We start from the raw sequence: 19,608 nt of genomic DNA, 5'->3' as shown, positions 1-19,608 counted from the left end.
TCGACACAGGAAAAGTTACAAGACCTAGACTTTCGGCGATCATGTAACTTATGTTGTTTCCTGAAATTCTCAAGGGGAAACTCCATGATCTATGATGTGATCGTTGTGGGTGGCAGCTACGCTGGCATGTCCGCCGCCATGCAGCTGGCTAGGGCGCGCCGTTCTGTATTGGTGATTGATGCTGGGCAACGCCGTAATCGATTCGCTGCCACGTCTCATGGATTCTTGGGGCAAGACGGCAATAGCCCAGATGCAATTGCTGACCAAGCGCGTCGGCAACTGCTCGCCTACCGCTCCGTTATCTGGCATGAAGCGTCCGCGGTTGCGGCAGAGAAACAGGCTGATGTGATCTCGATCGCTACAAGCGATGGCCTCACCTTCAATGCCCGTCGGCTGATTCTGGCTTCCGGGGTAATCGATGAGCTGCCAGATATCCCTGGCTTGGCTGAGCGCTGGGGGCGCCAGGTCTTCCACTGCCCTTACTGCCATGGGTATGAGCTCGACAGAGGAAACATCGGTGTTCTGGCCAGCTCACCACTGGCTATCCATCAGGCCTTGATGTTGCCTGATTGGGGACCAACAACCTTGTTCCTCAACGGCGCCTTCCAGCCGGATGCGGAACAGAGCGGAAAGCTTGCACAGCGTGGCGTTTCGCTCGAGCAGGAGCCGGTTAATTCTATTGGCGGGGAGCGGTTGGAAGTGACACTGGCCAGTGGTCGTGTGATTACGCTTGCAGGACTGTTCGTCCAACCACGCACGCATCTGAACAACCCCCTGATCAAGCAGCTAGGCCTTGCCGTTGAAAGCGGCCCTTTGGGCGACTTCCTCACCGTAGACCAGATGCGGGAAACCAGTGTGGCAGGTGTGTTCGCCTGTGGAGATGTGGCAGTGGCTACCGGTAACGTGGCGATCGCTGTCGGCGACGGCGCTCGCACAGGTGGCGCAGCTCACCAGTCGTTGATCTTTCGCTGAGTGAAGCACTCCAGGCCGCCGGCTTTCTACTAAAGCGCTAGCAGGTATTAACCTGTCTTCTTCGCAAAAACAGTAGCGCACCTGCCAGCTCTACCTTATCTGACAGGTACAACGTCATCGCTCAAGAGGGTTGTTAATGTCGAGCTTCTGTCAGGGCTTGGCGGTAAAGCACGACAACATCGTTAAGCAAATCGCGCATCATCGACGCAAGCAATTGCTGGCGAAATTCTCCGTTCTCTACCGACTCTGACGCCAATTGATCTAGCAGATCGTTCAGCACAGACACATGCAACTCCGCTTCGGCTTCCGGCGTATCTGGCTGGAAGTCGGGTTGTCGCGCTCGAATCGGAGATGTTGGAAAAGGAACAATGGTGCTGGTGCGACTAGTCATGGCGCACCTCCGTGCAGGAGGTGAAACAGACAATCGGATAGGCCAGGCGGAGCCCGGGCTTAAAAGGAAGTCGATGCATTCGGCATGCTCCTCGGACAGGTTGAAGAGCCACTCATACCGTTTCGACTCGGCAAGGGTGGCGAACCGTACGGGGGTCGAAATACCGGCGTCCGAGGGAACCGGCCAGGCAAAAGCCTGCCCCGCACGGTCCGCCATAGAATCGCAGTGCTCGATGCATCGCAACGACCACTACGCTATGGCGCCTTTCCGCGCCCTCAGACAACTCGGGTTTCGACTCCCGGTCGTGGGATTGACCACGACGGCTAAAATCTAACGTCCAGGCTTGCCTGTTGCAACCAACAAACCCGCTGGCGTGCGCTCCATTTTTCAAGGCGGTCGGCTTCCATAAGAAATCGTGTACGCCTCAACTGGATACTTTTTCGCCGAGAAAACCTAAGCCTATCCAATAAGCTGAGTTGCTCGCTGCGCGAATCATGTGGCTGATCAGCGTCAAACGGTCATGGTGATAGAAGGGCTCTGCGACGGAGATGAGTGTGATAGGGATACTGTAAAACGGTCCCTAGAATCAGTTACACACGGAAACGACGGACCTGACCATTGAGCCCTACCGCAAGCTCTGATAGCTGCTGGCTAGCCGCGCGGGTTTGTTCAGCACCTGCTGCAGTTTGCACCGAAAGATCACGGATCCGAACCAGATTGCGGTCGACTTCGCGAGCCACTTGAGCCTGCTCCTGAGCCGCACTGGCGATCACAAGGTTGCGCTCATCAATACCGGATACCGACTGCGCAATGGCCGCCAGGGCGGCGTTGGCGGACTGGGCCTGGTCACGGGTCTGGCGGGCCTGGTCAGCGCTGGTTAGTAGCGCATCTACGGTCTGGCCGGTGCCTTGCTGAATGCTGCCAATCATCCCTTCAATTTCTCTAGTGCTCTCGCCGGTGCGATGGGCCAGCGCACGGACCTCATCGGCCACGACCGCAAAGCCACGCGCCGCCTCAATCGCCGCATTCAGGGCTAACAAATTGGTCTGCTCAGCAACCGATCGGATGACGTCCAGAACTTGGCTGATATCACGCGTGTGTTCAGCGAGTTCCCGAGCACGGTCACTAGCACCCATGACGTTGTTGGTTAACGTTTCGATCGCGTTAAGCGTATTGCCCAACTGTAGCTGGCCTAGATGAGCTGTCTCGACGGCCTGGCGTGACTCAGAGGACGTAGAGGCGGCATTGCCAGCCACTTCCTCTACTGCCTGACTCATTTCGGTTACAGCGGTGGCCGCCATTTCGATTTCGCTGTTCTGTTGCTGCAGTCCAGATGCGCTTTCCTGCATGACAGCCGTCATCTCCTCAGCTGCCGAGGCGAGCTGCGTGGCGGAATGACCTAGGTGCCCCAGTGTGTCGCGTAGATTGGTCTGCATTTGCTGCATAGCCTGAAGGAGCTGAGCAGCTTCATCATGGCCTCGAATATCGAGAGTCTGAGTTAGGTCACCACCGGCGATAGCCTTGGCCGCGTCAACGGCGTCCGCAAGGGGACGGGTCATGCTCACAGTCAGGCGCCAGGCCAACAGCAGGGTCAGACCCAACGCCAGTCCGATGACCAGCCAAGTGATCGATTTGGACTGGACGTAAGCTACTTCGGCAGCCTCTGCGGCTGCCGCAATATCCTCTTGGCTGATCTGGCGCAGATCCTCAGCAAAATCGTTCATCTGCTCACCCTGCTGAAGCATTGATGATTGCACCATCGCGCGCCCCTCATCCAGCCGGCCCGCCATTACCAACTCAGCTACCTTCAAGGTATTAGCGAAATAGCCTTCGTAGACCCTGTGTAATGCTTCATAGGCCGTGCGCTCCCGAGCGGAGCTGATCAATTTTTCTGAGCGTTTGAAGCCAGCCGCAACCTCGATACCAAGGTTGTCGATCTTTTTGCGGGTGGCGGCAGCGGCGTCAGGAACAGCTAGTAGACGCACCACTTCGAGGCGAGTACGGGAAAGCTGCAGTGCCAAGTTATCTGCTTCGACAATGCTGGGAACATTGTCAGTTTCCATCACCCGGCCTAGTTCACGGACGTGAGACAGCTGTGTGATGCCGAAGATGCCAAGTCCTGCGACCAGAGCGGCCAGAAGGCTGAAGCACATAAGGCTACGGGTAGCGATACTGAAAGAGCGGAAGGACATGGTCACATACCAATGATGATTGCGATAAATATTGGTCGGCACCTTTGCACTATCCTTAACCGCTACCTCGCCAAGCGGTCGTTTCTAAAGGGCGGGTGGCAATTTAATATCATTTCATAAGTAATGATGCCCGAAATGCCACTGCATCGGCCTTGATAGGCGCTTTTTTCAGGTTGAGACGGGCGAATCCGTGGCTAACTTGGACCTAAAAGCCAGGGCACTGCCAAACCCACCTATTCCGACAGGTAAGGCTCATTACCCTGGACTGTGGTTAACGTCTAGCCTCTGTCAGGGCTCGGCGGTACATCACGACCACATCGTCAAGCAGTCCGCGCATCATGGACGCGAGCAGCTGCTGACGAAGCTCACCTTTCTCTCCTGACTCAGACGCCAACTGATCTAGCAGATCGTTCAGCACCGAAACGTGCAATTCAGCCTCAGCTTCCGGCGTATCTGGCTGGAAGTCAGGTTGGCGCGCTCGATGCGAAGGCGTTGGAAAAGGAACAATAGTGCTGGTGCGACTAGTCATGGCACACCTCCGTACAGGAGGTGAAACAGACAATCGAATAGGCCAGGCGGAGCCCGAGCTTGAAAGGAGGACGAGGCATTTTCTTTTTACTCCTTGGACAGGTTAAGGAACCGCCTACCAGCCTTCTCACGAGCATAGGAGGCGGACCGTGCAAGGGTGAGAATCCGGCGTCCAAGGGAACCGGCCAGGCAAAAGCCTGCCTCACACGGCCCGCCATAGAGAAGCATTAGCGCAGCATGCAAATACTGGCTAAGCACTATGACGCTACCGCGCCTTTGGACAACTTCCAGGTTCTCACGCCCGGTCGTGGGATTGACCACGACAGCCAAAATCTAACGCCCGATGCACCCAGTTGCAACCGACAAGCCGTTTCGCCGGCTGTATGCAAATTGCCTGGCAAGATGGCTCTACCCCGCAGGCTTACCTGCTTGCTCAACGGCTAGAGCAGACCAGGCGACATAAGCAATACAGGCAATGCCGAATTGATCGTCTCCGGGGGCAAGACGAGCGCGCCTGTCAGTACTAACCGCTCCAACAGGCGCAGCGTCCTCACCTGAGGTTGTTGTTAATGCGAGCCTCTGTCAGTGCTCGTCGATAAAGCACGACAACGTCGTCAAGCAGGTCGCGCATCATAGACGCGAGCAACCGCTGACGAAGCTCTCCCTTTCCCTCCGATTCAGACGCCAACTGATCTAGCAGATCGTTCAGAACCGACACGTGCAATTCAGCCTCGGCTTCCGGCGTATCCGGCTCGAAGTCGGGTTGTCGCGCTCGAATCGGAGGTGTTGGAAAAGGAACAATGGTGTTGGTGCAATTAGTCATGGCGCACCTCCGTACAGGAGGTGAAACAGACAATCGGATAGGCCAGGCGGAGCCCGGGCTTAAAAGGAGGACGAGGCATTCTACTTATGCTCCCTGGTTTGATTAAGGAGCTGCCACCATCCGTTCTGACACAGAAGTGGTGGCAGACCGTACGGGGGTCAGAAACCGGAAACCAAGGGAACCGGCCAGGCAATAGCCTGCCCCGCACGGCCTGCCATAGAAAAGCGGAACGGATCAAACGACCCATATTCGCCTGGCTATGACGCTGCCGCGCCCTGGTTTAACGGGTTCTGACGCCCGGTCGCGGGATTGACCACGACAGCCAAAATCTAACGTTCGCGGTTACCGGTTGCAACCAACAAACCGGCTGGCATGCGCTCCGCTTTCTCGGTGAGGCCGCCGTCCACAAAAAACCGGGTACGCGCTGAATCGGATTTTCTGCGGCGTGACGCTCCCGTAAACGGCACTTTCGCGCCATCGAATTGCTCAGGACGCGAGCAAGATGGCAACGCGCAAAGGCCTCGCCCTACTTCACTGGGCACTCCTCCTCACATCGCTCTCGGTTGCGCTAAGCACCCCCCATGCGCAGGCGGGTGACAATGACGCTCAGCGTGAGCAGCTAGCCGCCGTCATCCGGCAGCTGACGATCACCGAACACCTGGCTGTCCAGACCGCTGCGCGCGCAGCCCCTGCAGGCACCCGCTACCACTTCGACTATGCCCGCCTGCAGCAAGACCTGCAGCGCATCCGCCAAGGCATCGAGCACTACCTGACACCCTCCCGCGCCCAGCCCAGGGATCTGCAGCCGCTGGCAGGTGACTACGCCCGCGAGGTCGACCCACATGAGGCGGCCTCGCCATGACCCTTTCCGCCGCACAAAGCGCGGCCTTCCAGGCCAGCGGTGGCTTCACCCCTGCCGCCGTCTCCACGGTGGTGCTGAGCCTGGTCTTTGCCGTCTTTCAGCTCTGGGGCGTCTGGGCCCTGCGCACGGCCTTCGTGAGCTGGGCCGAACACCGCATGACCCAACGCCAACTGCTGGGCGTCGCGGTGCGTTTTTTCTTCCTGTACCTGGCCCTGATTTTTCTACTGCTTTCCTGACCTGCGGAGGACCTGAACGTGTCTACGTCGCTGTTGCGCATCTGCCCTCGCCGTCTTGCTCAATCCCTGACAGCCGTCACTGGTATCGGGCTGATTGAAGGCGCCTACGCCGCTGGCTTGCCGAAGATGGAAGCACCCACCCGTGGGCAGGGCACCGGCATCCTGCAAACCCTGCAGAACTACGGCTACGACATCGTCATGCTGGTCGCGCTGCTGGTTGTGGCGTCCATGTTTATCGGGGTGTGCTACCACGCCTATACCCGCTACTCCGAGATCCACACTGGCCGCGCCACCTGGGGGCAATTTGGTCTCACCGTGGCCGTAGGCGCCATGCTGTTGGTCGTGGGGATCTGGCTCCTGACCACCGCCATCGGTGTGCTCTGACGCGCGGAGCGGCCCCTCACCATGGAGACCGTACGCGCCGAAGACGGCCAGGTTCTGTTCCTGCCCCACCGACTCAATCGCCAACCGGCCGTCGTCCGAGGGCTGACCGCGGACGAGCTCTGGTTTGCCACCACGCTGTTTGCGTTGATCGGGCTAGGGCTGAGTCTGCCGCTGGCGGTTGTGGTTGGGCAGCTGGCGGTGCTGCCCACCGGCATCCTCATCACCCTGGCGGTTGGGCTCTACCTGAGCAGCGGATTGCTGCAGACCCTCAAGCGCGGACGACCTGATACCTGGCTGCATCGGCACCTGCAATGGCAGGTAGCAATCCGCCTGCCCCTCCTGGCCGCCTGGGTCGGCGGACAGACGTTGATCCTGCGCTCAGGCACCTGGAGCACACGACGTTCCCGGCCGCTTCTGCGTAAAGGGGAGCGCTGGTCATGAGCCGCTTTCGCCACGAAATCGTGCATCTGCAGGCGCACATACGCACCCTTCGTCTGGCCGCCGGTGCCCTGGCCCTACTGGCGTTGCTACTGGGCCTTGGCTGGTGGAGCGCGCCGCGGGATCTGACCATCCATATCCCGCCTGACCTGCGTTCAGGTAGCACCCGTCGCTGGTGGGACGTACCGCCCGAAAACGTCTATGCCTTCGCCTTCTACATCTGGCAGCAGCTGCAGCGCTGGCCCAGCGATGGCGAGGCGGATTACCCGCGCAACCTCAAAACCCTCTCGGCCTACCTCACGCCCGCCTGCCAGGCCTTCCTCGAGCAGGACTATCAGCGCCGACGCGCCAACGGCGAGCTGCGGCTACGCGTCCGGGGCGTCTACGAAATCCCAGGACGCGGCTACGGCGAGGACCCGGCGCGTCGGGTCAGGGTGATCTCGGCTCGCGACTGGATCGTCACGCTGGATCTGACGGCGGATGAGTACTACAGCAGCGAGCAGATCAAGCGGGCGCTAGTGCGCTACCAGCTCAAGGTCGTACGGCTGGATCAAGACCCTGAGCACAACCCGTTCGGCCTTGCGCTGGACTGCTATGCCCAGCCGCCACAACGCATCGACACCCACCCGGACCCGACGCCTGCTCAAGAACCAGGAGCCGCCACATGACTCGCCAGCCCCTATCCCTGCTCGCCGCGCTATTCCTTGGGCTCGGTGTGGCAGCACCCGGTCAGGCCACACAGATCCTGCATTGGAAGCGCCTGCCCCTCGCGGTGCCGCTCACGGTAGGCCAGGAACGTGTCGTGCTCCTTGACCGCAAGGTGCGCGTTGGCGTCCCTACAGTCCTGAGTGATCGCTTGCGTATCCAAAGCACTGGCGGCGCGCTGTACTTGCGCGCCAGCACCGTGCTTCCGCCCACGCGGCTGCAGGTACAGGATGTGCAAACGGGCATGATCATCCTGCTCGACGTCGCCGCGGAGCCGGCCCAATCGGGGCAACCGGCAGCGGAGCCGATACGTATCGTCCTGGATGCGCCAGACGAGGGCTCGCCGCCTGCGCCGACTACGCCTGAAGCCGGTACTGCGCAGAGCGCTCCGGACGCGGCCCTGGCGATGACCCTGACCCGCTATGCCGCGCAGCGTCTCTATGCACCCTTACGCACCCTTGAGCCAGTCGAGGGCATTCGCCCAGCCACGGTGGAGAAAGAGCTGCCCCTGGACAGCCTGTTGCCAGGGCTCCCCGTTAGGGCACGCGCCCTCGCCGCCTGGCAACTGCAGCACCTACGGATCACCGCAGTTCGCCTGAGCAATCAAAGCGCACGTCCTATCGCGTTGGTACCCGAGGCACTACAGGGCGACTTTGTGGCTGCCACCTTCCAGCACCCCGACCTTGGCCCGTCCGGTCAGGCCACCGATACCACAGTGGTTTATCTCGTCACGCGCCACCAGGGACTGCGGGGCGCCTTGCTCCCCAGGGTCACGCCCTTCCCAGACGTCACACCTCGCCCTCCTGTCTTACCCACGCTGCGCCACGGTAATGTCGATGAAGACCAATAGCCTATTCAAATGGGCGGCCATTCCCCTGGCTGGAATGATGACTGCCGTCGGCCTTACGCGATGCACCGGGTCCTCCAGTACGTCTGATGTTGAGCCCGAAACCGCTAATGCGCTGACCCGAGAGGAACGCGCCGCCTTGGGGGTTGAAGGTGACTCCCCTCGGGATACCGTCGCGACCCTGGTGGCGCAGGTCAAGCAGCTGCGTCAGGAACTGGAGACTGCGACGCGCGATGTGCAGCACTCGCGTCAGGCGTCCGGCCGTCCTGAGGATGCAACCGCGCTAGTCGATCAGCGAATCGAACACGCCTTGCAGGCTGAGCGGGCGCAGCGGCAGCAGGCTCAGGAGCAGCTGGCGCGTGAACGGCAGCAGACCGAACAACTGCTCAACGACGTCAAGCAGCGCCTGCACACCCCCGCACAGGACGATGCCACGGAGCTGCCGGTAGGACTCGGCCTGGAGCCCGCCCAAGAGGCGTCGACTGAAGTACCACTGCGCTGGATTGAGCCAAGCGATGTGCCGCCTGACGCTGCGCCCAGCAAGAGCCAGGCGCGGCCACTGCAGCTGGGCTTAGCCCCTGAGTCGCCACCTGCCTCAGCCCCTGACGACCGAATGAGCCACGCGCCTGACGCACCGGCCAAACCGGTCTATACCTTACCGGCCAATGCCACCCTGGTGGGCTCGGTCGCCATGACCGCCCTGATCGGCCGAGTCCCTGTCGACGGCACGGTGAATGACCCTTACCCCTTCAAGGTGCTGATCGGCCCGGACAACCTCACTGCCAACGGCATCGAATTACCCGACGTGGCCGGCGCCGTGGTTAGCGGAACGGCCTCCGGTGACTGGACCCTGTCCTGCGTCCGCGGACAGATCCGCAGCCTGACTTTCGTCTTTACCGACGGCACGATCCGCACCCTGCCTGACGATGACCCGCCCAGCGGCCAGGCCCGGCGCGGTGAGTCGGCAGACAACGCCTTGGGCTGGATCAGCGATGACCAGGGCATTCCCTGCGTAGCGGGTGAGCGGCGTAGCAATGCGGCCCAGTACCTGGGCTCGCAGGCCTTGATCACCGCCGCAGGTGCTGGCGCGGCATCGCTCCTGTCAGCCGACAAGGGCACGCATGCCGTCTTCAGCGGCGCCGGCACGTTCGGCACCACCAGCACGTCCGGACAGGGGGCGCTCAACCAGATCCTGGCCAGTGGCATGCAGGACCTGTCGCAGTGGGTCAATCGGTTCTATGGCCAAGCCTTCGCGGCGGTGTACGTCAAACCCGGCGCCCAGGTTGCGGTTCACCTGGAACGGCCCGTCACGCTGGATTACGCCCCCCAGGGGCGACGCGTTCATCACCTGACAGGAGGCTCCCATGCAGCGCCCTTGGACTGACGTGACTTTCGCGCTTGCCACCCCGCTGCTAACCCTTGCGCTGGCAGGCTGCGCCAGCAAGGACACGCTACTGCCGCCCGGTGATCACACCATGCTCGACCTCTGGCGTGCCCACACGAGCAGTGTCCAGGGCGCCGAGGCTCGCCTGAACGAGGTCCGGCAGCACGTGCGTCGTCCGCTGTCCGTTGGGGATGAGCCATCCCCCAGCAGCATGCGCGCGGACCTGCGCCAGCGTGCTCAGGCCCTCAACCAGCAATTTCCCCGACTGCCCAACCCTGACCTGGTGATGTATGTCTTCCCGCATTTGGCCGGCGAGGAGGCTGTTCCAGTGCCTGGCTATAGCACGGTGTTTCCGCTCTATCGACACGTACCCTACGCCCTGCCTGGTGAGCGCGTGGAGGACTACTGATGCGCCGCGCTTGGCTCCGCTGGCCGCGCCTGCGCCAGACGACACTAGACCCTCACTCGTCGGATGCCTGGCAGGCCCATGTCATGCGGCTGGCCAAACACGGGCTGGCCGCCCCGGGTGCCTGCCTGGACCAGTCCAAACGCCGGCCTGCTACCCAGGCGGATCAGGACAGGCTGTACGCCCAGGCGCCCTCGTTCGTCGATCTCCTGCCGTGGGTGGAGTACCTGCCTGACGCGCAGTGCATGCTCTTGGACGATGGACGCTCGGTGGCGGCCTTCTTCGAGCTGCAACCACTGGCGACAGAAGGACGCGAGCCTGACTGGTTCGCGCAAGCGCGCGACGCCGTCGAAACCGCCCTGCAGGAAACATTCGATGAGCACGACGAGAGTCCCTGGGTCGTGCAGTTCTATGCCCAGGACGAATCCACCTTCGAGGCTTACCTCAACACCCTGGCCAACTACGTCCGCCCTCTCGCGCGTCACAGTGTCTTCACGGACTACTACCTGCGCCTGACCGCCCGCCACTTGCAGGCGGTCAGCACGCCTGGCGGACTGTTCGACGACACCACCGTGACCCAGTTGCCCTGGCGTGGGCAGCACCGCCGTACCCGGATGGTCGTGTACCGGCGCCTTCCCGCCACCGCGCGCCGCAGCCCTGTCTCAGCGCCTGAGCAGGATCTGAATGCAACCTGCGACCGCCTTACTGCGGCGCTCGCCAGCGCAGGTGTGTCCAGCACACGCCTGGACGCTGCCGCCATCCACGATTGGCTGCTGCGCTGGTTCAATCCCGATCCCACTCACCTGGGCCATACCGACGCCGATAAGGCACGCTTCTACGCCCTGACCCGCTATCCGGACACGACACCACCCGACGCCCTGGAATTGGCCAGCGGGACCGATTTTGCGCAGCGCCTTTTCTTCACGCCACCTCGCTCAGACCGAACCACCGGGGTGTGGTACTTCGACGATCAACCTCATCGCGTCCTGGTGGTTGATCGACTACGTCAGCCTCCGGAAGCAGGCCACCTAAGCGGTGAGATGCGGCATGGTGAGGCCCTCAATGCGGTAATGGATCAGCTGCCAGAGGGCACGGTGATGTGCCTGACGGTAGTCGCAACGCCACAGGATGGATTGGAGGCGCAGCTCAATACGCTGGCACGCAAGGCCGTGGGCGATACCCTCGCCTCCCTGCACACTCGCCAGGATGTCGAGCAGGCCCGGGCTCTGATCGGTGGACAGCACAAGTTGTATCGAGGCGCGCTGGCGTTCTATGTGCGCGCACCGGCGAGGGAGAGTCTGCGCCAACGCTGCCACACGCTGACCAACGTGCTGCTGACGGCAGGCCTGCAAGTGGTACGCGAAGACGCGGAGGTGGCGCCGCTTAACAGCTACCTTCGTTGGCTACCCGCAGTCTTTGATCCTGCGGCCGACCGCCGGCATTGGTATACCCAGTTGATGTTCGTGCAGCACGCCGCGAACCTGGCCCCGGTCTGGGGCCGTAGTACTGGAACGGGTCATCCCGGCATCACCTTCTTCAATCGAGGTGGGGGTCTGGTGACCTTCGACCCGCTGAGCCGCCTTGATCGCCAAATGAACGCCCACCTGTTTCTGTTCGGCCCAACCGGGTCGGGCAAGAGCGCGACCTTGAATTACTTGTTGCAGCAGGTGACCGCGCTGTACCGACCTCGATTATTCATCGTCGAGGCCGGTAACTCCTTTGGGCTGTTTGCCGACTTCGCCGCCCGCCTGGGGTTATCCGTTCACCGCGTAACCCTCACACCGGGCAGCGGCATCAGCCTGGCCCCCTTCGCCGATGCCTGGCGGCTGGTCACACCGACCTCCCCCAAAGCGCTCGACAGTGCAGAGGGTGAGCAGTCGGAGGCGTCGGATGAGCAGCGTGATGTCCTGGGCGAACTAGAGATCATCGCGCGCCTGATGATTACCGGCGGAGATCCACGCGAGGACGCACGCATGACCCGCGCAGACCGGAGCCTGCTGCGTCAGTGCCTATTGGCGACCGCCGAACGTTGTGTAGCGCAGGGACAGCCCGTGCTGACCCGCGATCTCTGCGCCACGTTACGCGAGCAGGCACGCGACGACGCCCTTCCCGAACCTCGACGCGCTCGCCTCTTGGACATGGCCGAAGCCATGAGCCTGTTTTGTCAGGGCAGCGACGGCGAACTCTTTGATCGCCCTGGCACGCCGTGGCCTGAGGCTGACATCACCCTGGTGGATCTGGCGACCTTTGCCCGGGAGGGCTATGGCGCGCAGCTTGCCGTGGCCTACGTCAGCCTCATCAACGCCGTGAACAATCTGGCTGAGCGCGATCAGTTCCTGGGGCGTCCCTTGATCAACGTCACCGACGAAGGACACATCATCACCAAAAACCCACTGCTGGCACCCTATGTGGTCAAGATCACCAAGATGTGGCGAAAGCTCGGCGCCTGGTTCTGGCTGGCCACTCAGAACCTGGACGACTTGCCAGCAGCGGCCGAACCCATGCTCAACATGATCGAGTGGTGGATCTGCCTGTCGATGCCGCCCGATGAGATCGAGAAGATCGCCCGCTTCCGCGAGCTGACGCCGGCACAGAAGGCCTTGATGCGCTCTGCGCGCAAGGATGCGGGCAAGTTTAGCGAAGGGGTCATCCTGTCCAAGTCGATGGAAACGCTCTTTCGCGTGGTACCGCCTAGCCTCGTTCTGGCCTTGGCCATGACCGACCCGGAAGAAAAAGCTGAGCGCTACCGCTATATGCAGGACGGGCTCAGCGAGTTGGACGCAGCGTTCAAAATGGCAGAGGCGCTTGACCGGCAGCGTGGCATTACCACGGCCCTCCTTGACCCTCCTAGGCCGCCGCCTGACTGATTAGCGGCGGCTTGTGCAGATCTTTCATCGTTTGCATGGTACATCAGCACGCGTCAATCTGAAGGCTTGACGGTGGCTCGCGAAATATCAGGTACAAACGTGGATAACGACACCTGAAAGCGCTCTGCCAAAGCGATCATCTGACGCAAGTTGAGATCGCGCCTCCCACTGAGTATTTCCGATACCACGCCTTGAGATCCGACCTCAGGGAGATCACTTTGGCGTAAACCATGTTGTTGCATGAGTAGCGCCAGCATGTCACGTGGAGGTACCGGTTCAGCCGGATACGTATCGGCGTCATACGCTTCAATACCGTCGGCCATCAGCTTGATCAAGCCATGAAGCGGATGGCTATCGTCTTCGCCGACATAATCGAGCAGATCATCAAGTGCCTGCACCAAGACCTGATACTCCTGGTCATTGGTTGGCTTTTTCACCATTGGAGCGACATACGCCCAATGCTCGATAGCTTGTTTTAGCAGTGCGCTCATGATCAGTCCTTCCACTTCCCGGAATCGTACTCTTTGTGATCCAAGACGTACCTGATGTACAGGGTATCGGCCTTGAAATGAATGACAGCAATAATCCTGATCTTGTTACCACCAACGTCGAGGATGTACTTATCCTTGTACTTGTCAGCAGCAGGATTGAGCTGTTTGAGCTGGGCGAAATCCTTAGGTGAGTTATTCCTGAACAACTGTCGCCAGGCTTCTAGCGCGGAAGCAGCATGCGGCCATTTCAACTTTGCCTCTCGGATTCGGGCCTCGCTGATAATCCGCATTTCGTACCTTTCACTACCTTGTACTTCGCTCATTCTAGCGCCAACCAGCGCGCATCTCAATATGAGATGCGCGGGTAGGAAGGCAAGCGGGCACGATTAGCTAGCCCCCGCCCGCCAGCCGCCTGCTTGCTCAAGCAAAAACGTCGTTAAAAATCCGGTAAGGCCCGCTTCCCTATTCTTTCTGGTACTCGGCTTCGTCGTCTTTTGAACTAGGCATATCCCCGTGCCTGGAGACGACTGCCGCCATGCCCCATCGTAATGCCCGGTATCGCCCTACTTGCCTGGGGCCCTTGGTCCTGGGGCTAGCCTGCCTTCGCGCAGAGGCTGTGGACGTTGTGGCCTATACGGACCGCCACCATCCACTTACTCAGACTCAGGGTGCCCGTGTCGTTCTGCTCGACAAGGCCTCGTGGCTGCAAGGAGAGCTTTCTCGAGACCTACCACCCGACCTCGCGACTGCTGAACAAAGGGTTCGCCATCGTCTGAAACAGACGCCAGCCCTCGCCCAACAACTAGCCAATGCCTACCAAGACCTCCTACAGGCCTGGCATCTAGGGCTTACCCACCTGCCGGCCGTAGTGGTTGATCACCGCTACGTCGTCTATGGCGATACGAACGTGGCCCGGGCCATGGCACGTATCGAACGCCAGCAGGGCCGCCGGCCATGAAGCGTTCTGCTCGCCTGCGTCCTGTGCTGCTGGCCGGAACCCTTGCCAGCACGACCGCGGCTTTGGCACTGGATACCTCGGCGATCGTGGCTTCGGTGGCCTCACCCGACTGCCTGCAGTACCGCGTTGTCGGCATCTGCTACTGGCTTTACTGCACCTTAGGCGGCTGTAGCGTCCGCACCTCGCTCAAGGTCAGGCATTACGTTCCGGACGCCGTCGTTGCCAGCTATTCGAACACCGGTGAAAACCCGTGGCAGGCCCTGCGTGCACTGAGTCCGGCGACTGCCATGGCGCGCTCAGGCGGCGCAGGAACCAGCGCCGAGGTGCATGAAAACAACCTTGCCCTATTCAAGAATGCGGATGTGATCGGTCATCCCGGCGCTGCCGCCCTGGGTCAGTATGCCGGCCAGTTTGGCTACACCTGCGGTGGCGCCGGGACACCGTTCAAACCCTATTTGCTCAGCACGCTCGATACCCTGGCCTGGCGATATGGCATACCCGAGCGCGCCTATCCTGAAGCGGTGTCACCCGGCCTACGGGAGATTGGCACCCGCGCGCAAGCCAACCTCTGGGGCACCGTCTATCCCCGTACCGGCTTTGTGCATCAAGCCGATGACTACAAGGGCGCCGCCGTTATCGCCCAGCGCGCAGGCGATATCGTCACACGTGAGGGACAGCCCCACGTCTACCAGCCGCTGCGGGCGCAGCCGCAACCGGGCTACTGGCCTGCCGGCCCGCTCAAAGAGGGCGATGCCCAAACCGGTAGGTGGCAGCCCTTGGCGCCTCGGCTTTCGTCCACCTGCGTGGTGTTCCCGCATGACCAAGCAGGACCACAGGCGCCCCAAGGCGACTACGCCTGGGCGTTGTGGCGACCCTATGCCTGCTGTGAGCGCCAGGGCCAGGTGCTACTGGGCAGCCAGGACTTTCTGTAGCGATCTCAGCAGGTATCTCCATGACCCCTCCTCATCGAATGGGCCTTTGGCGGGCCCTGCACCTCGCCGCAGGCATGCTGCTGCTGCTCACCAGCAGTGGCGCGCAATCACTTCGCCTGGACAACACAGGCATCAACCTCAGCGGACCGGTCTTCAGTGACGAGGTGTTCTACAGCATTGGCGGCGGCCGGGCGGTGTCCATGAGCCCGGCGGGCAACATGGAGAGCTTGGGTGTGGGCGTTGGCTGGAACAGCAACCTGGTCTGCGGCGACATGAGCCTGTCGACCACGGTGCAAAACCAGCTCAATGGCGTCACCAACGGCTTTCACAGCCTGATGAACAATGTCATCCAGAACGCCACCAGTGCAGTGGCCTCACTCCCCGCGCTCATCATCCAGCGGGCAGATCCTGCCCTGTATAACCTCCTCACCAACGGCATCCTGCAGGCGCGCCTGGACTTCGATCGCTCCAAGGCCAGTTGCCGCGCCCTGGCCGGTCGCATGGCAGATCTTGCAGGCGGAAGCGCCGGATGGGATCAGCTCGCCGAAGGCATGGCGCTCAAGCAAACCCTCGCCAGTCGCGACGGAGTGTCCGCGGTCGAGCAGGCTGAAACCCGCGGAGGTCAGCAGGGCGTGCCGTGGGTGGCCGGAGCGCCAGCAGGAGGACGTGATCAGCCCCCGATCCGCCTGATCAGCGATGTCACCCAGGCAGGCTACAACCTGCTCAACGGGCGAAATGCTCAAGAGACCACCGACCTGGATCCCGCGCAGTGCCACGACCGGTTGATCTGTCAGGTCTGGCCGTCACCGCAGGCTGCGACGGCCTGGGCCAATCAGGTCTTGGGAGAGCGCGAACTCAGAACCTGCACGCAGTGCACCAAGACCCAGACCACACCGGGCGTAGGCCTGACGCCGCTGATCCAGGAGGAATACGACAAGGTCCTGCACGCGCTGCGCGACCTCGTCGCAGGCACCACGCCTACCACCTCCGAGCAGCTCGCCGCTGCCGGTAGCCGCGCACTGCCCGTCACCCGAGGCGTCATCGAGGCCTTACGCGATGAGCCGGACCGAGACGTACTAAGCGAGCGCCTCGCCTCCGAGGTGGCCTTGTCACGCGTCGTGGAGCAAGCGCTGTTGCTCCAGCGGTTGCTGCTGACCGGCCTCAAGGAGCCCAACGTCGCCGCAAATGAGATCGCCACACGCACCCTTCGTACCGAGCAGGAAACCCTGACCCAGGAGGTCGGTAACCTCAAGACCGAGCTGGAGCTGCGCAGGACGCTGACGACCAATGCGGCGTCGCGCGTGGTAGATCGCCAACGCGAACGCGCCGCTCGCTCAGGCGGCATCTTCCAGGGTGATGCCACGCCCCGCCGCCTGGATGTGATTCAGGCCCCTCAGGAGGCTGCGCCATGAGCCGACTCATTTGGCGTGCGGTCCGCAAACAATGCCTGCGGCGTCGCTCACTGGCCGCGCTGGTGCTCCTGGTGGTGTTCCTCCTGGCACCGCAATTCGGCCAACCCTCCCTAGACCGGCTACAGGCCTGGACCGCTTGGCTGGAGGCGCACGCGATACTCCTGTTGCTGTGGCGGCTGTGCCTGTATGGCCTCACGGCGTGGGGCTGGTATGGGCTGCACCAACGGGTACGCGCCCGCGAAGGGTCATCACGCGGCGTGGTACGTCTGTACCTGCTGGAAGGCCTCGCCCTGTCGACGCTGGCGGTTGCGGAATGGCGTCTTTGGGCCCACGCCGTCTAGTGAGGACACCCACGTCATGACGCTCTACACCACGGATTACCTTGAGTACTACCTCACCCTGGTCGGCTGGCTTATCCATAACGGCATCTGGAATCTATTGCTGGCCAGCGGTCTTTTTGCGCTGCCCTTTCTGCTGATCGTGGTCCAGGAATGGCTACACGTCCGTACCGTCAGTACGGATGAAAGTCAGCAAAGCCTACTATCCAGCCGGCGCATCGAAAGCCGCATGCTCCTGGCGATCGGCGTTATTGCCTTTGCAGCGATTCCCATGATCCCGGTATCGCTGAACACCCTTCAGTTTGATACGACCCGCTCCCGCCAATGCCAGGTCGATGTCGCGGCCCCTGCTAAGACGGGCTGGGCCTTGAGCTATACCCAACTCAACGGACAGCAGGCCCTGATACCGGTCTGGTGGTTCTTTGTGCACGCCCTGTCAAAGGCTGTGACCGGCGCAGCCATTGCGGCCATTCCCTGTGGCACGGACTTGCGACAGATCCGCATGGAGCTCGATGCCACACGCATTGCCGATCCACTGCTCGCGCAGGAAGTAGCCGACTTTACCCGTGAGTGCTACGGCCCCTCGCGCGCCCGGCTGTTCATGCAGCGCCCTGGCCTGGCTCCGGATCAGCGTTATGACGTCACCTGGATCGGCTCTCGCTATTTTCTCAACTCACCCGGCTTTTATGACATTGACCGGGCGCGTACCCCACGTGCCGCCTGGCCTCACGAAGCGACGCGTGATGCAGGCTTGGCACCGGGTCCCAACGGCGCGGGCTATCCAACCTGTCGCCAATGGTGGTCCGATCCAGGACGCGGGTTGCGCGAGCGATTGCTGACCCAGGTTGATGCCGGCCTGCTGAACCGCTTGGCGCAGTGGGCAGGCTTTGTCTCCCGGCAGACCGTAGACGATGCGGTCATACGCGCTGTCGTCGCGCCGCGCCAGCAGAAGCTCAATCAGGGTCAGGTCTATACCGACTATGGTGGGCAGGTGGATATGTCTCTGCCCAACATGGCCGCACGCCTGGCTGGCGACACAGGATTGGCCTTGGGATCCTTGGGGTTCTTTCCAGCCATGGACGTCGTGCGTCAGGCACTGCCGATGGTGCTGTCGCTGCTGAAAATGGCGCTGGTTATTGGCCTTCCCTTACTGCTGGTAATAGGCACCTACGACCTCAAGACCACGCTGACACTCAGCACAGTGCAGTTCGCGCTCTTCTTTGTAGAGTTCTGGTTTCAGCTGGCGCGTTGGCTCGACAGCACCATCCTGGACGCGCTCTATGGTTGGGGCTTTGGCGCCGGACGTCCGCACCGAAATTTCGATCCTCTAATCGGCCTGAACAACGCCTTCGGTGACCTCTTGCTGAATTTCGTCATGGCCACGATGTTTATCGCCTTCCCGACGTTTTGGATGACCGCCTTGACCTGGGTTGGCTTGCGCGTCGGCGCGGCCCTTCAGGCACTGGCGAGCGGTACGCAGGATGCGCGCGGCGCCAGCGCGAGAGGGACGGACGTCGTTCGGCAAGGGATGCGCTGATGGCCATAGGACATGCCACAACGTCACGCAGACCGCTCGAGCAGGCGGATCAGATCAATCACACCCCAGGAGCGCTCACCATGCTGACGCGTTTACGTCGCCGCTTCCATGCGGCCGTATTGCCGGTCTCTGATACCCCTGCCTTATCGAGTGACGGCCTGCATCATCCTCTACCCGGCACGGTGTTGCTGGAACACCCCGAACGCAAGGCCTTGATGGAACAGATCTGGCAGCGAACCGCCGTATCCCGCGAGCAATTTGAGCGGCTGTACCAGACGCCATTGCAACGCTACGCCGGATTGGTCCAGGCCTTTCCGGTCTCCCCGGACGGGCCGTACCGCTATGCAGGCGGCATGCTCGACCACGCCCTGCGCCGGGTCTGCTATGCCCTGCGTCTGCGTCAGGCTTGTCTGCTACCCATCGGTGCGCCGCCTGAAGAGCAAGCAGCGCAAGCTGAAGCCTGGACAGCGGGCGTTGCCTATGCGTCGCTCTTGCAGGACCTGGGCAAGCTGGTGGTCGATCTGTGCGTGGAACAGGACGACGGTTCACTGTGGTACCCCTGGCAAGGTCCGCTGCGCCGGCCTTACTGCTACCACTACCTGCCTGAACAGCCCTATCGCCTTCACAGCGCTGCCACTGCCCTGATGTACAGCCACGTCCTGGATGCAGACCTGCTCGCCTGGCTCCGTGGCTATGAGACGCTGTGGACGAACCTGCTTTTCATGATTAGCGGTCAGGAAGCGCAGGCCGGGATCCTGGGCGACCTGACCTTCCAGGCCTCTCAAGCGGTCATGGACCAAGCCGCCTGTTGAATCGGGCGCTAATTGGCTCTCAAGCTTCACGATTCAAACAGGTGGCCTTGGGCACCATAATCTAGCGCTCACCAGGCGCTAGATGCCTACAGG

Annotated in this window: 22 protein-coding genes; 16 read left to right on the top strand and 6 right to left on the bottom strand. The window is 61.5% G+C overall.

From position 1 onward, the window contains the following. Positions 1–84: 84 nt before the first annotated feature. Positions 85–972 carry an FAD-dependent oxidoreductase gene (locus ACWPW1_RS01325; protein WP_434775454.1) on the top strand — a complete coding sequence of 296 codons (888 nt, stop codon included), beginning with the start codon at positions 85–87 and terminating at the stop codon, positions 970–972. A gap of 133 nt (positions 973–1,105) precedes the next feature. On the opposite strand, the gene ACWPW1_RS01320 is transcribed toward ACWPW1_RS01325, so the two are convergent. The 4 genes from ACWPW1_RS01320 to ACWPW1_RS01305 form a co-directional block, all read right to left on the bottom strand. Further along, positions 1,106–1,363: a hypothetical protein gene (locus tag ACWPW1_RS01320; RefSeq protein ID WP_434775453.1), complete on the bottom strand. Its 258-nt coding sequence runs from the start codon at positions 1,361–1,363 to the stop codon at positions 1,106–1,108. 590 nt (positions 1,364–1,953) lie between these two features. Continuing rightward, positions 1,954–3,555: a methyl-accepting chemotaxis protein gene (locus ACWPW1_RS01315; RefSeq protein ID WP_434776677.1), complete on the bottom strand. Its 1,602-nt coding sequence runs from the start codon at positions 3,553–3,555 to the stop codon at positions 1,954–1,956. A gap of 271 nt (positions 3,556–3,826) precedes the next feature. Then, positions 3,827–4,084, bottom strand: a complete 258-nt coding sequence (locus tag ACWPW1_RS01310) for a hypothetical protein (RefSeq protein ID WP_434775452.1) — start codon at positions 4,082–4,084, stop codon at positions 3,827–3,829. Positions 4,085–4,633: 549 nt separating this feature from the next. Continuing rightward, positions 4,634–4,906: a hypothetical protein gene (locus tag ACWPW1_RS01305; RefSeq protein ID WP_434775451.1), complete on the bottom strand. Its 273-nt coding sequence runs from the start codon at positions 4,904–4,906 to the stop codon at positions 4,634–4,636. Between the two features lie 502 nt (positions 4,907–5,408). On the opposite strand from ACWPW1_RS01305, the gene ACWPW1_RS01300 reads away from it, so the two are divergent. Genes ACWPW1_RS01300 through ACWPW1_RS01260 form a run of 9 tightly spaced genes read left to right on the top strand, consistent with a single transcriptional unit; the run spans position 5,409 to position 13,035 of the window. Next, positions 5,409–5,768, top strand: coding sequence for an integrative conjugative element protein, RAQPRD family (locus ACWPW1_RS01300; protein ID WP_434775450.1), 360 nt, complete (start codon positions 5,409–5,411; stop codon positions 5,766–5,768). Next, the gene (locus ACWPW1_RS01295; protein ID WP_007160000.1) at positions 5,765–6,004 is read left to right on the top strand and encodes a TIGR03758 family integrating conjugative element protein; all 240 of its coding nucleotides are present in this window, start codon (positions 5,765–5,767) and stop codon (positions 6,002–6,004) included. Before ACWPW1_RS01300 ends, ACWPW1_RS01295 begins: the two co-directional genes overlap by 4 nt. A 12-nt stretch (positions 6,005–6,016) precedes the next feature. Next, complete coding sequence (locus ACWPW1_RS01290) at positions 6,017–6,388, top strand: TIGR03745 family integrating conjugative element membrane protein (protein WP_434776676.1); 372 nt, start codon at positions 6,017–6,019, stop codon at positions 6,386–6,388. 21 nt (positions 6,389–6,409) lie between these two features. Next, a complete protein-coding gene (locus ACWPW1_RS01285; protein WP_434775449.1) occupies positions 6,410–6,829 on the top strand; it encodes a TIGR03750 family conjugal transfer protein in 420 nt (139 codons plus the stop codon). Next, positions 6,826–7,494, top strand: coding sequence for a PFL_4703 family integrating conjugative element protein (locus ACWPW1_RS01280; RefSeq protein WP_434775448.1), 669 nt, complete (start codon positions 6,826–6,828; stop codon positions 7,492–7,494). The genes ACWPW1_RS01285 and ACWPW1_RS01280 overlap by 4 nt, the downstream gene beginning before the upstream one ends. After that, positions 7,491–8,381: a TIGR03749 family integrating conjugative element protein gene (locus ACWPW1_RS01275; RefSeq protein ID WP_434775447.1), complete on the top strand. Its 891-nt coding sequence runs from the start codon at positions 7,491–7,493 to the stop codon at positions 8,379–8,381. Before ACWPW1_RS01280 ends, ACWPW1_RS01275 begins: the two co-directional genes overlap by 4 nt. Further along, positions 8,368–9,762 carry a TIGR03752 family integrating conjugative element protein gene (locus ACWPW1_RS01270; RefSeq protein ID WP_454253893.1) on the top strand — a complete coding sequence of 465 codons (1,395 nt, stop codon included), beginning with the start codon at positions 8,368–8,370 and terminating at the stop codon, positions 9,760–9,762. The genes ACWPW1_RS01275 and ACWPW1_RS01270 overlap by 14 nt, the downstream gene beginning before the upstream one ends. Next, positions 9,743–10,171 (top strand): TIGR03751 family conjugal transfer lipoprotein, encoded by a 429-nt coding sequence (locus ACWPW1_RS01265; RefSeq protein ID WP_434775445.1) that lies wholly within the window; start codon positions 9,743–9,745, stop codon positions 10,169–10,171. Before ACWPW1_RS01270 ends, ACWPW1_RS01265 begins: the two co-directional genes overlap by 20 nt. Continuing rightward, on the top strand, positions 10,171–13,035 hold the full coding sequence (locus ACWPW1_RS01260; RefSeq protein WP_434775444.1) for a conjugative transfer ATPase: 2,865 nt from the start codon (positions 10,171–10,173) through the stop codon (positions 13,033–13,035). The genes ACWPW1_RS01265 and ACWPW1_RS01260 overlap by 1 nt, the downstream gene beginning before the upstream one ends. Before the next feature lie 53 nt (positions 13,036–13,088). Here ACWPW1_RS01260 and ACWPW1_RS01255 read toward each other — a convergent pair whose 3' ends face one another. After that, positions 13,089–13,526 (bottom strand): helix-turn-helix domain-containing protein, encoded by a 438-nt coding sequence (locus ACWPW1_RS01255; protein WP_434775443.1) that lies wholly within the window; start codon positions 13,524–13,526, stop codon positions 13,089–13,091. 2 nt (positions 13,527–13,528) lie between these two features. Continuing rightward, positions 13,529–13,849 (bottom strand): type II toxin-antitoxin system HigB family toxin, encoded by a 321-nt coding sequence (locus tag ACWPW1_RS01250; protein ID WP_434775442.1) that lies wholly within the window; start codon positions 13,847–13,849, stop codon positions 13,529–13,531. Between the two features lie 212 nt (positions 13,850–14,061). Here ACWPW1_RS01250 and ACWPW1_RS01245 point away from each other — a divergent pair, with 212 nt between their 5' ends. From ACWPW1_RS01245 to ACWPW1_RS01220, 6 genes are read left to right on the top strand one after another with little or no spacing between them, the layout of a single operon-like run. Further along, positions 14,062–14,484, top strand: a complete 423-nt coding sequence (locus tag ACWPW1_RS01245) for a TIGR03757 family integrating conjugative element protein (RefSeq protein WP_434775441.1) — start codon at positions 14,062–14,064, stop codon at positions 14,482–14,484. Continuing rightward, positions 14,481–15,416: a TIGR03756 family integrating conjugative element protein gene (locus ACWPW1_RS01240; protein WP_454252291.1), complete on the top strand. Its 936-nt coding sequence runs from the start codon at positions 14,481–14,483 to the stop codon at positions 15,414–15,416. Before ACWPW1_RS01245 ends, ACWPW1_RS01240 begins: the two co-directional genes overlap by 4 nt. A 20-nt stretch (positions 15,417–15,436) precedes the next feature. Next, positions 15,437–16,828 (top strand): integrating conjugative element protein, encoded by a 1,392-nt coding sequence (locus ACWPW1_RS01235; protein WP_434775439.1) that lies wholly within the window; start codon positions 15,437–15,439, stop codon positions 16,826–16,828. Beyond that, positions 16,825–17,169, top strand: a complete 345-nt coding sequence (locus tag ACWPW1_RS01230) for a hypothetical protein (protein WP_434775438.1) — start codon at positions 16,825–16,827, stop codon at positions 17,167–17,169. Before ACWPW1_RS01235 ends, ACWPW1_RS01230 begins: the two co-directional genes overlap by 4 nt. 16 nt (positions 17,170–17,185) lie before the next feature. Continuing rightward, a complete protein-coding gene (locus tag ACWPW1_RS01225; RefSeq protein WP_434775437.1) occupies positions 17,186–18,703 on the top strand; it encodes a conjugal transfer protein TraG N-terminal domain-containing protein in 1,518 nt (505 codons plus the stop codon). Then, the gene (locus ACWPW1_RS01220) at positions 18,703–19,515 is read left to right on the top strand and encodes a TraI domain-containing protein (protein WP_454252290.1); all 813 of its coding nucleotides are present in this window, start codon (positions 18,703–18,705) and stop codon (positions 19,513–19,515) included. Before ACWPW1_RS01225 ends, ACWPW1_RS01220 begins: the two co-directional genes overlap by 1 nt. Positions 19,516–19,608: the final 93 nt, after the last annotated feature.

Source organism: Pseudomonas sp. Marseille-Q7302, from assembly GCF_965111925.1.
This window is presented reverse-complemented; position numbering and strand designations above follow the sequence as displayed.

Excerpts from the sequence above, each read along its gene's own strand:
- ACWPW1_RS01225 (WP_434775437.1), top strand. The coding sequence starts at position 17,186 with ATGACGCTCTACACCACGGATTACCTTGAGTACTACCTCACCCTGGTC.
- ACWPW1_RS01265 (WP_434775445.1), top strand. The coding sequence starts at position 9,743 with ATGCAGCGCCCTTGGACTGACGTGACTTTCGCGCTTGCCACCCCGCTG.
- ACWPW1_RS01270 (WP_454253893.1), top strand. The coding sequence starts at position 8,368 with ATGAAGACCAATAGCCTATTCAAATGGGCGGCCATTCCCCTGGCTGGA.
- ACWPW1_RS01310 (WP_434775452.1), bottom strand. The coding sequence starts at position 4,084 with ATGACTAGTCGCACCAGCACTATTGTTCCTTTTCCAACGCCTTCGCAT.
- ACWPW1_RS01260 (WP_434775444.1), top strand. The coding sequence starts at position 10,171 with ATGCGCCGCGCTTGGCTCCGCTGGCCGCGCCTGCGCCAGACGACACTA.
- ACWPW1_RS01220 (WP_454252290.1), top strand. The coding sequence starts at position 18,703 with ATGGCCATAGGACATGCCACAACGTCACGCAGACCGCTCGAGCAGGCG.
- ACWPW1_RS01240 (WP_454252291.1), top strand. The coding sequence starts at position 14,481 with ATGAAGCGTTCTGCTCGCCTGCGTCCTGTGCTGCTGGCCGGAACCCTT.
- ACWPW1_RS01295 (WP_007160000.1), top strand. The coding sequence starts at position 5,765 with ATGACCCTTTCCGCCGCACAAAGCGCGGCCTTCCAGGCCAGCGGTGGC.
- ACWPW1_RS01320 (WP_434775453.1), bottom strand. The coding sequence starts at position 1,363 with ATGACTAGTCGCACCAGCACCATTGTTCCTTTTCCAACATCTCCGATT.
- ACWPW1_RS01235 (WP_434775439.1), top strand. The coding sequence starts at position 15,437 with ATGACCCCTCCTCATCGAATGGGCCTTTGGCGGGCCCTGCACCTCGCC.
- ACWPW1_RS01325 (WP_434775454.1), top strand. The coding sequence starts at position 85 with ATGATCTATGATGTGATCGTTGTGGGTGGCAGCTACGCTGGCATGTCC.
- ACWPW1_RS01230 (WP_434775438.1), top strand. The coding sequence starts at position 16,825 with ATGAGCCGACTCATTTGGCGTGCGGTCCGCAAACAATGCCTGCGGCGT.
- ACWPW1_RS01315 (WP_434776677.1), bottom strand. The coding sequence starts at position 3,555 with ATGTCCTTCCGCTCTTTCAGTATCGCTACCCGTAGCCTTATGTGCTTC.
- ACWPW1_RS01280 (WP_434775448.1), top strand. The coding sequence starts at position 6,826 with ATGAGCCGCTTTCGCCACGAAATCGTGCATCTGCAGGCGCACATACGC.
- ACWPW1_RS01245 (WP_434775441.1), top strand. The coding sequence starts at position 14,062 with ATGCCCCATCGTAATGCCCGGTATCGCCCTACTTGCCTGGGGCCCTTG.
- ACWPW1_RS01250 (WP_434775442.1), bottom strand. The coding sequence starts at position 13,849 with ATGAGCGAAGTACAAGGTAGTGAAAGGTACGAAATGCGGATTATCAGC.
- ACWPW1_RS01255 (WP_434775443.1), bottom strand. The coding sequence starts at position 13,526 with ATGAGCGCACTGCTAAAACAAGCTATCGAGCATTGGGCGTATGTCGCT.
- ACWPW1_RS01305 (WP_434775451.1), bottom strand. The coding sequence starts at position 4,906 with ATGACTAATTGCACCAACACCATTGTTCCTTTTCCAACACCTCCGATT.
- ACWPW1_RS01275 (WP_434775447.1), top strand. The coding sequence starts at position 7,491 with ATGACTCGCCAGCCCCTATCCCTGCTCGCCGCGCTATTCCTTGGGCTC.
- ACWPW1_RS01285 (WP_434775449.1), top strand. The coding sequence starts at position 6,410 with ATGGAGACCGTACGCGCCGAAGACGGCCAGGTTCTGTTCCTGCCCCAC.
- ACWPW1_RS01300 (WP_434775450.1), top strand. The coding sequence starts at position 5,409 with ATGGCAACGCGCAAAGGCCTCGCCCTACTTCACTGGGCACTCCTCCTC.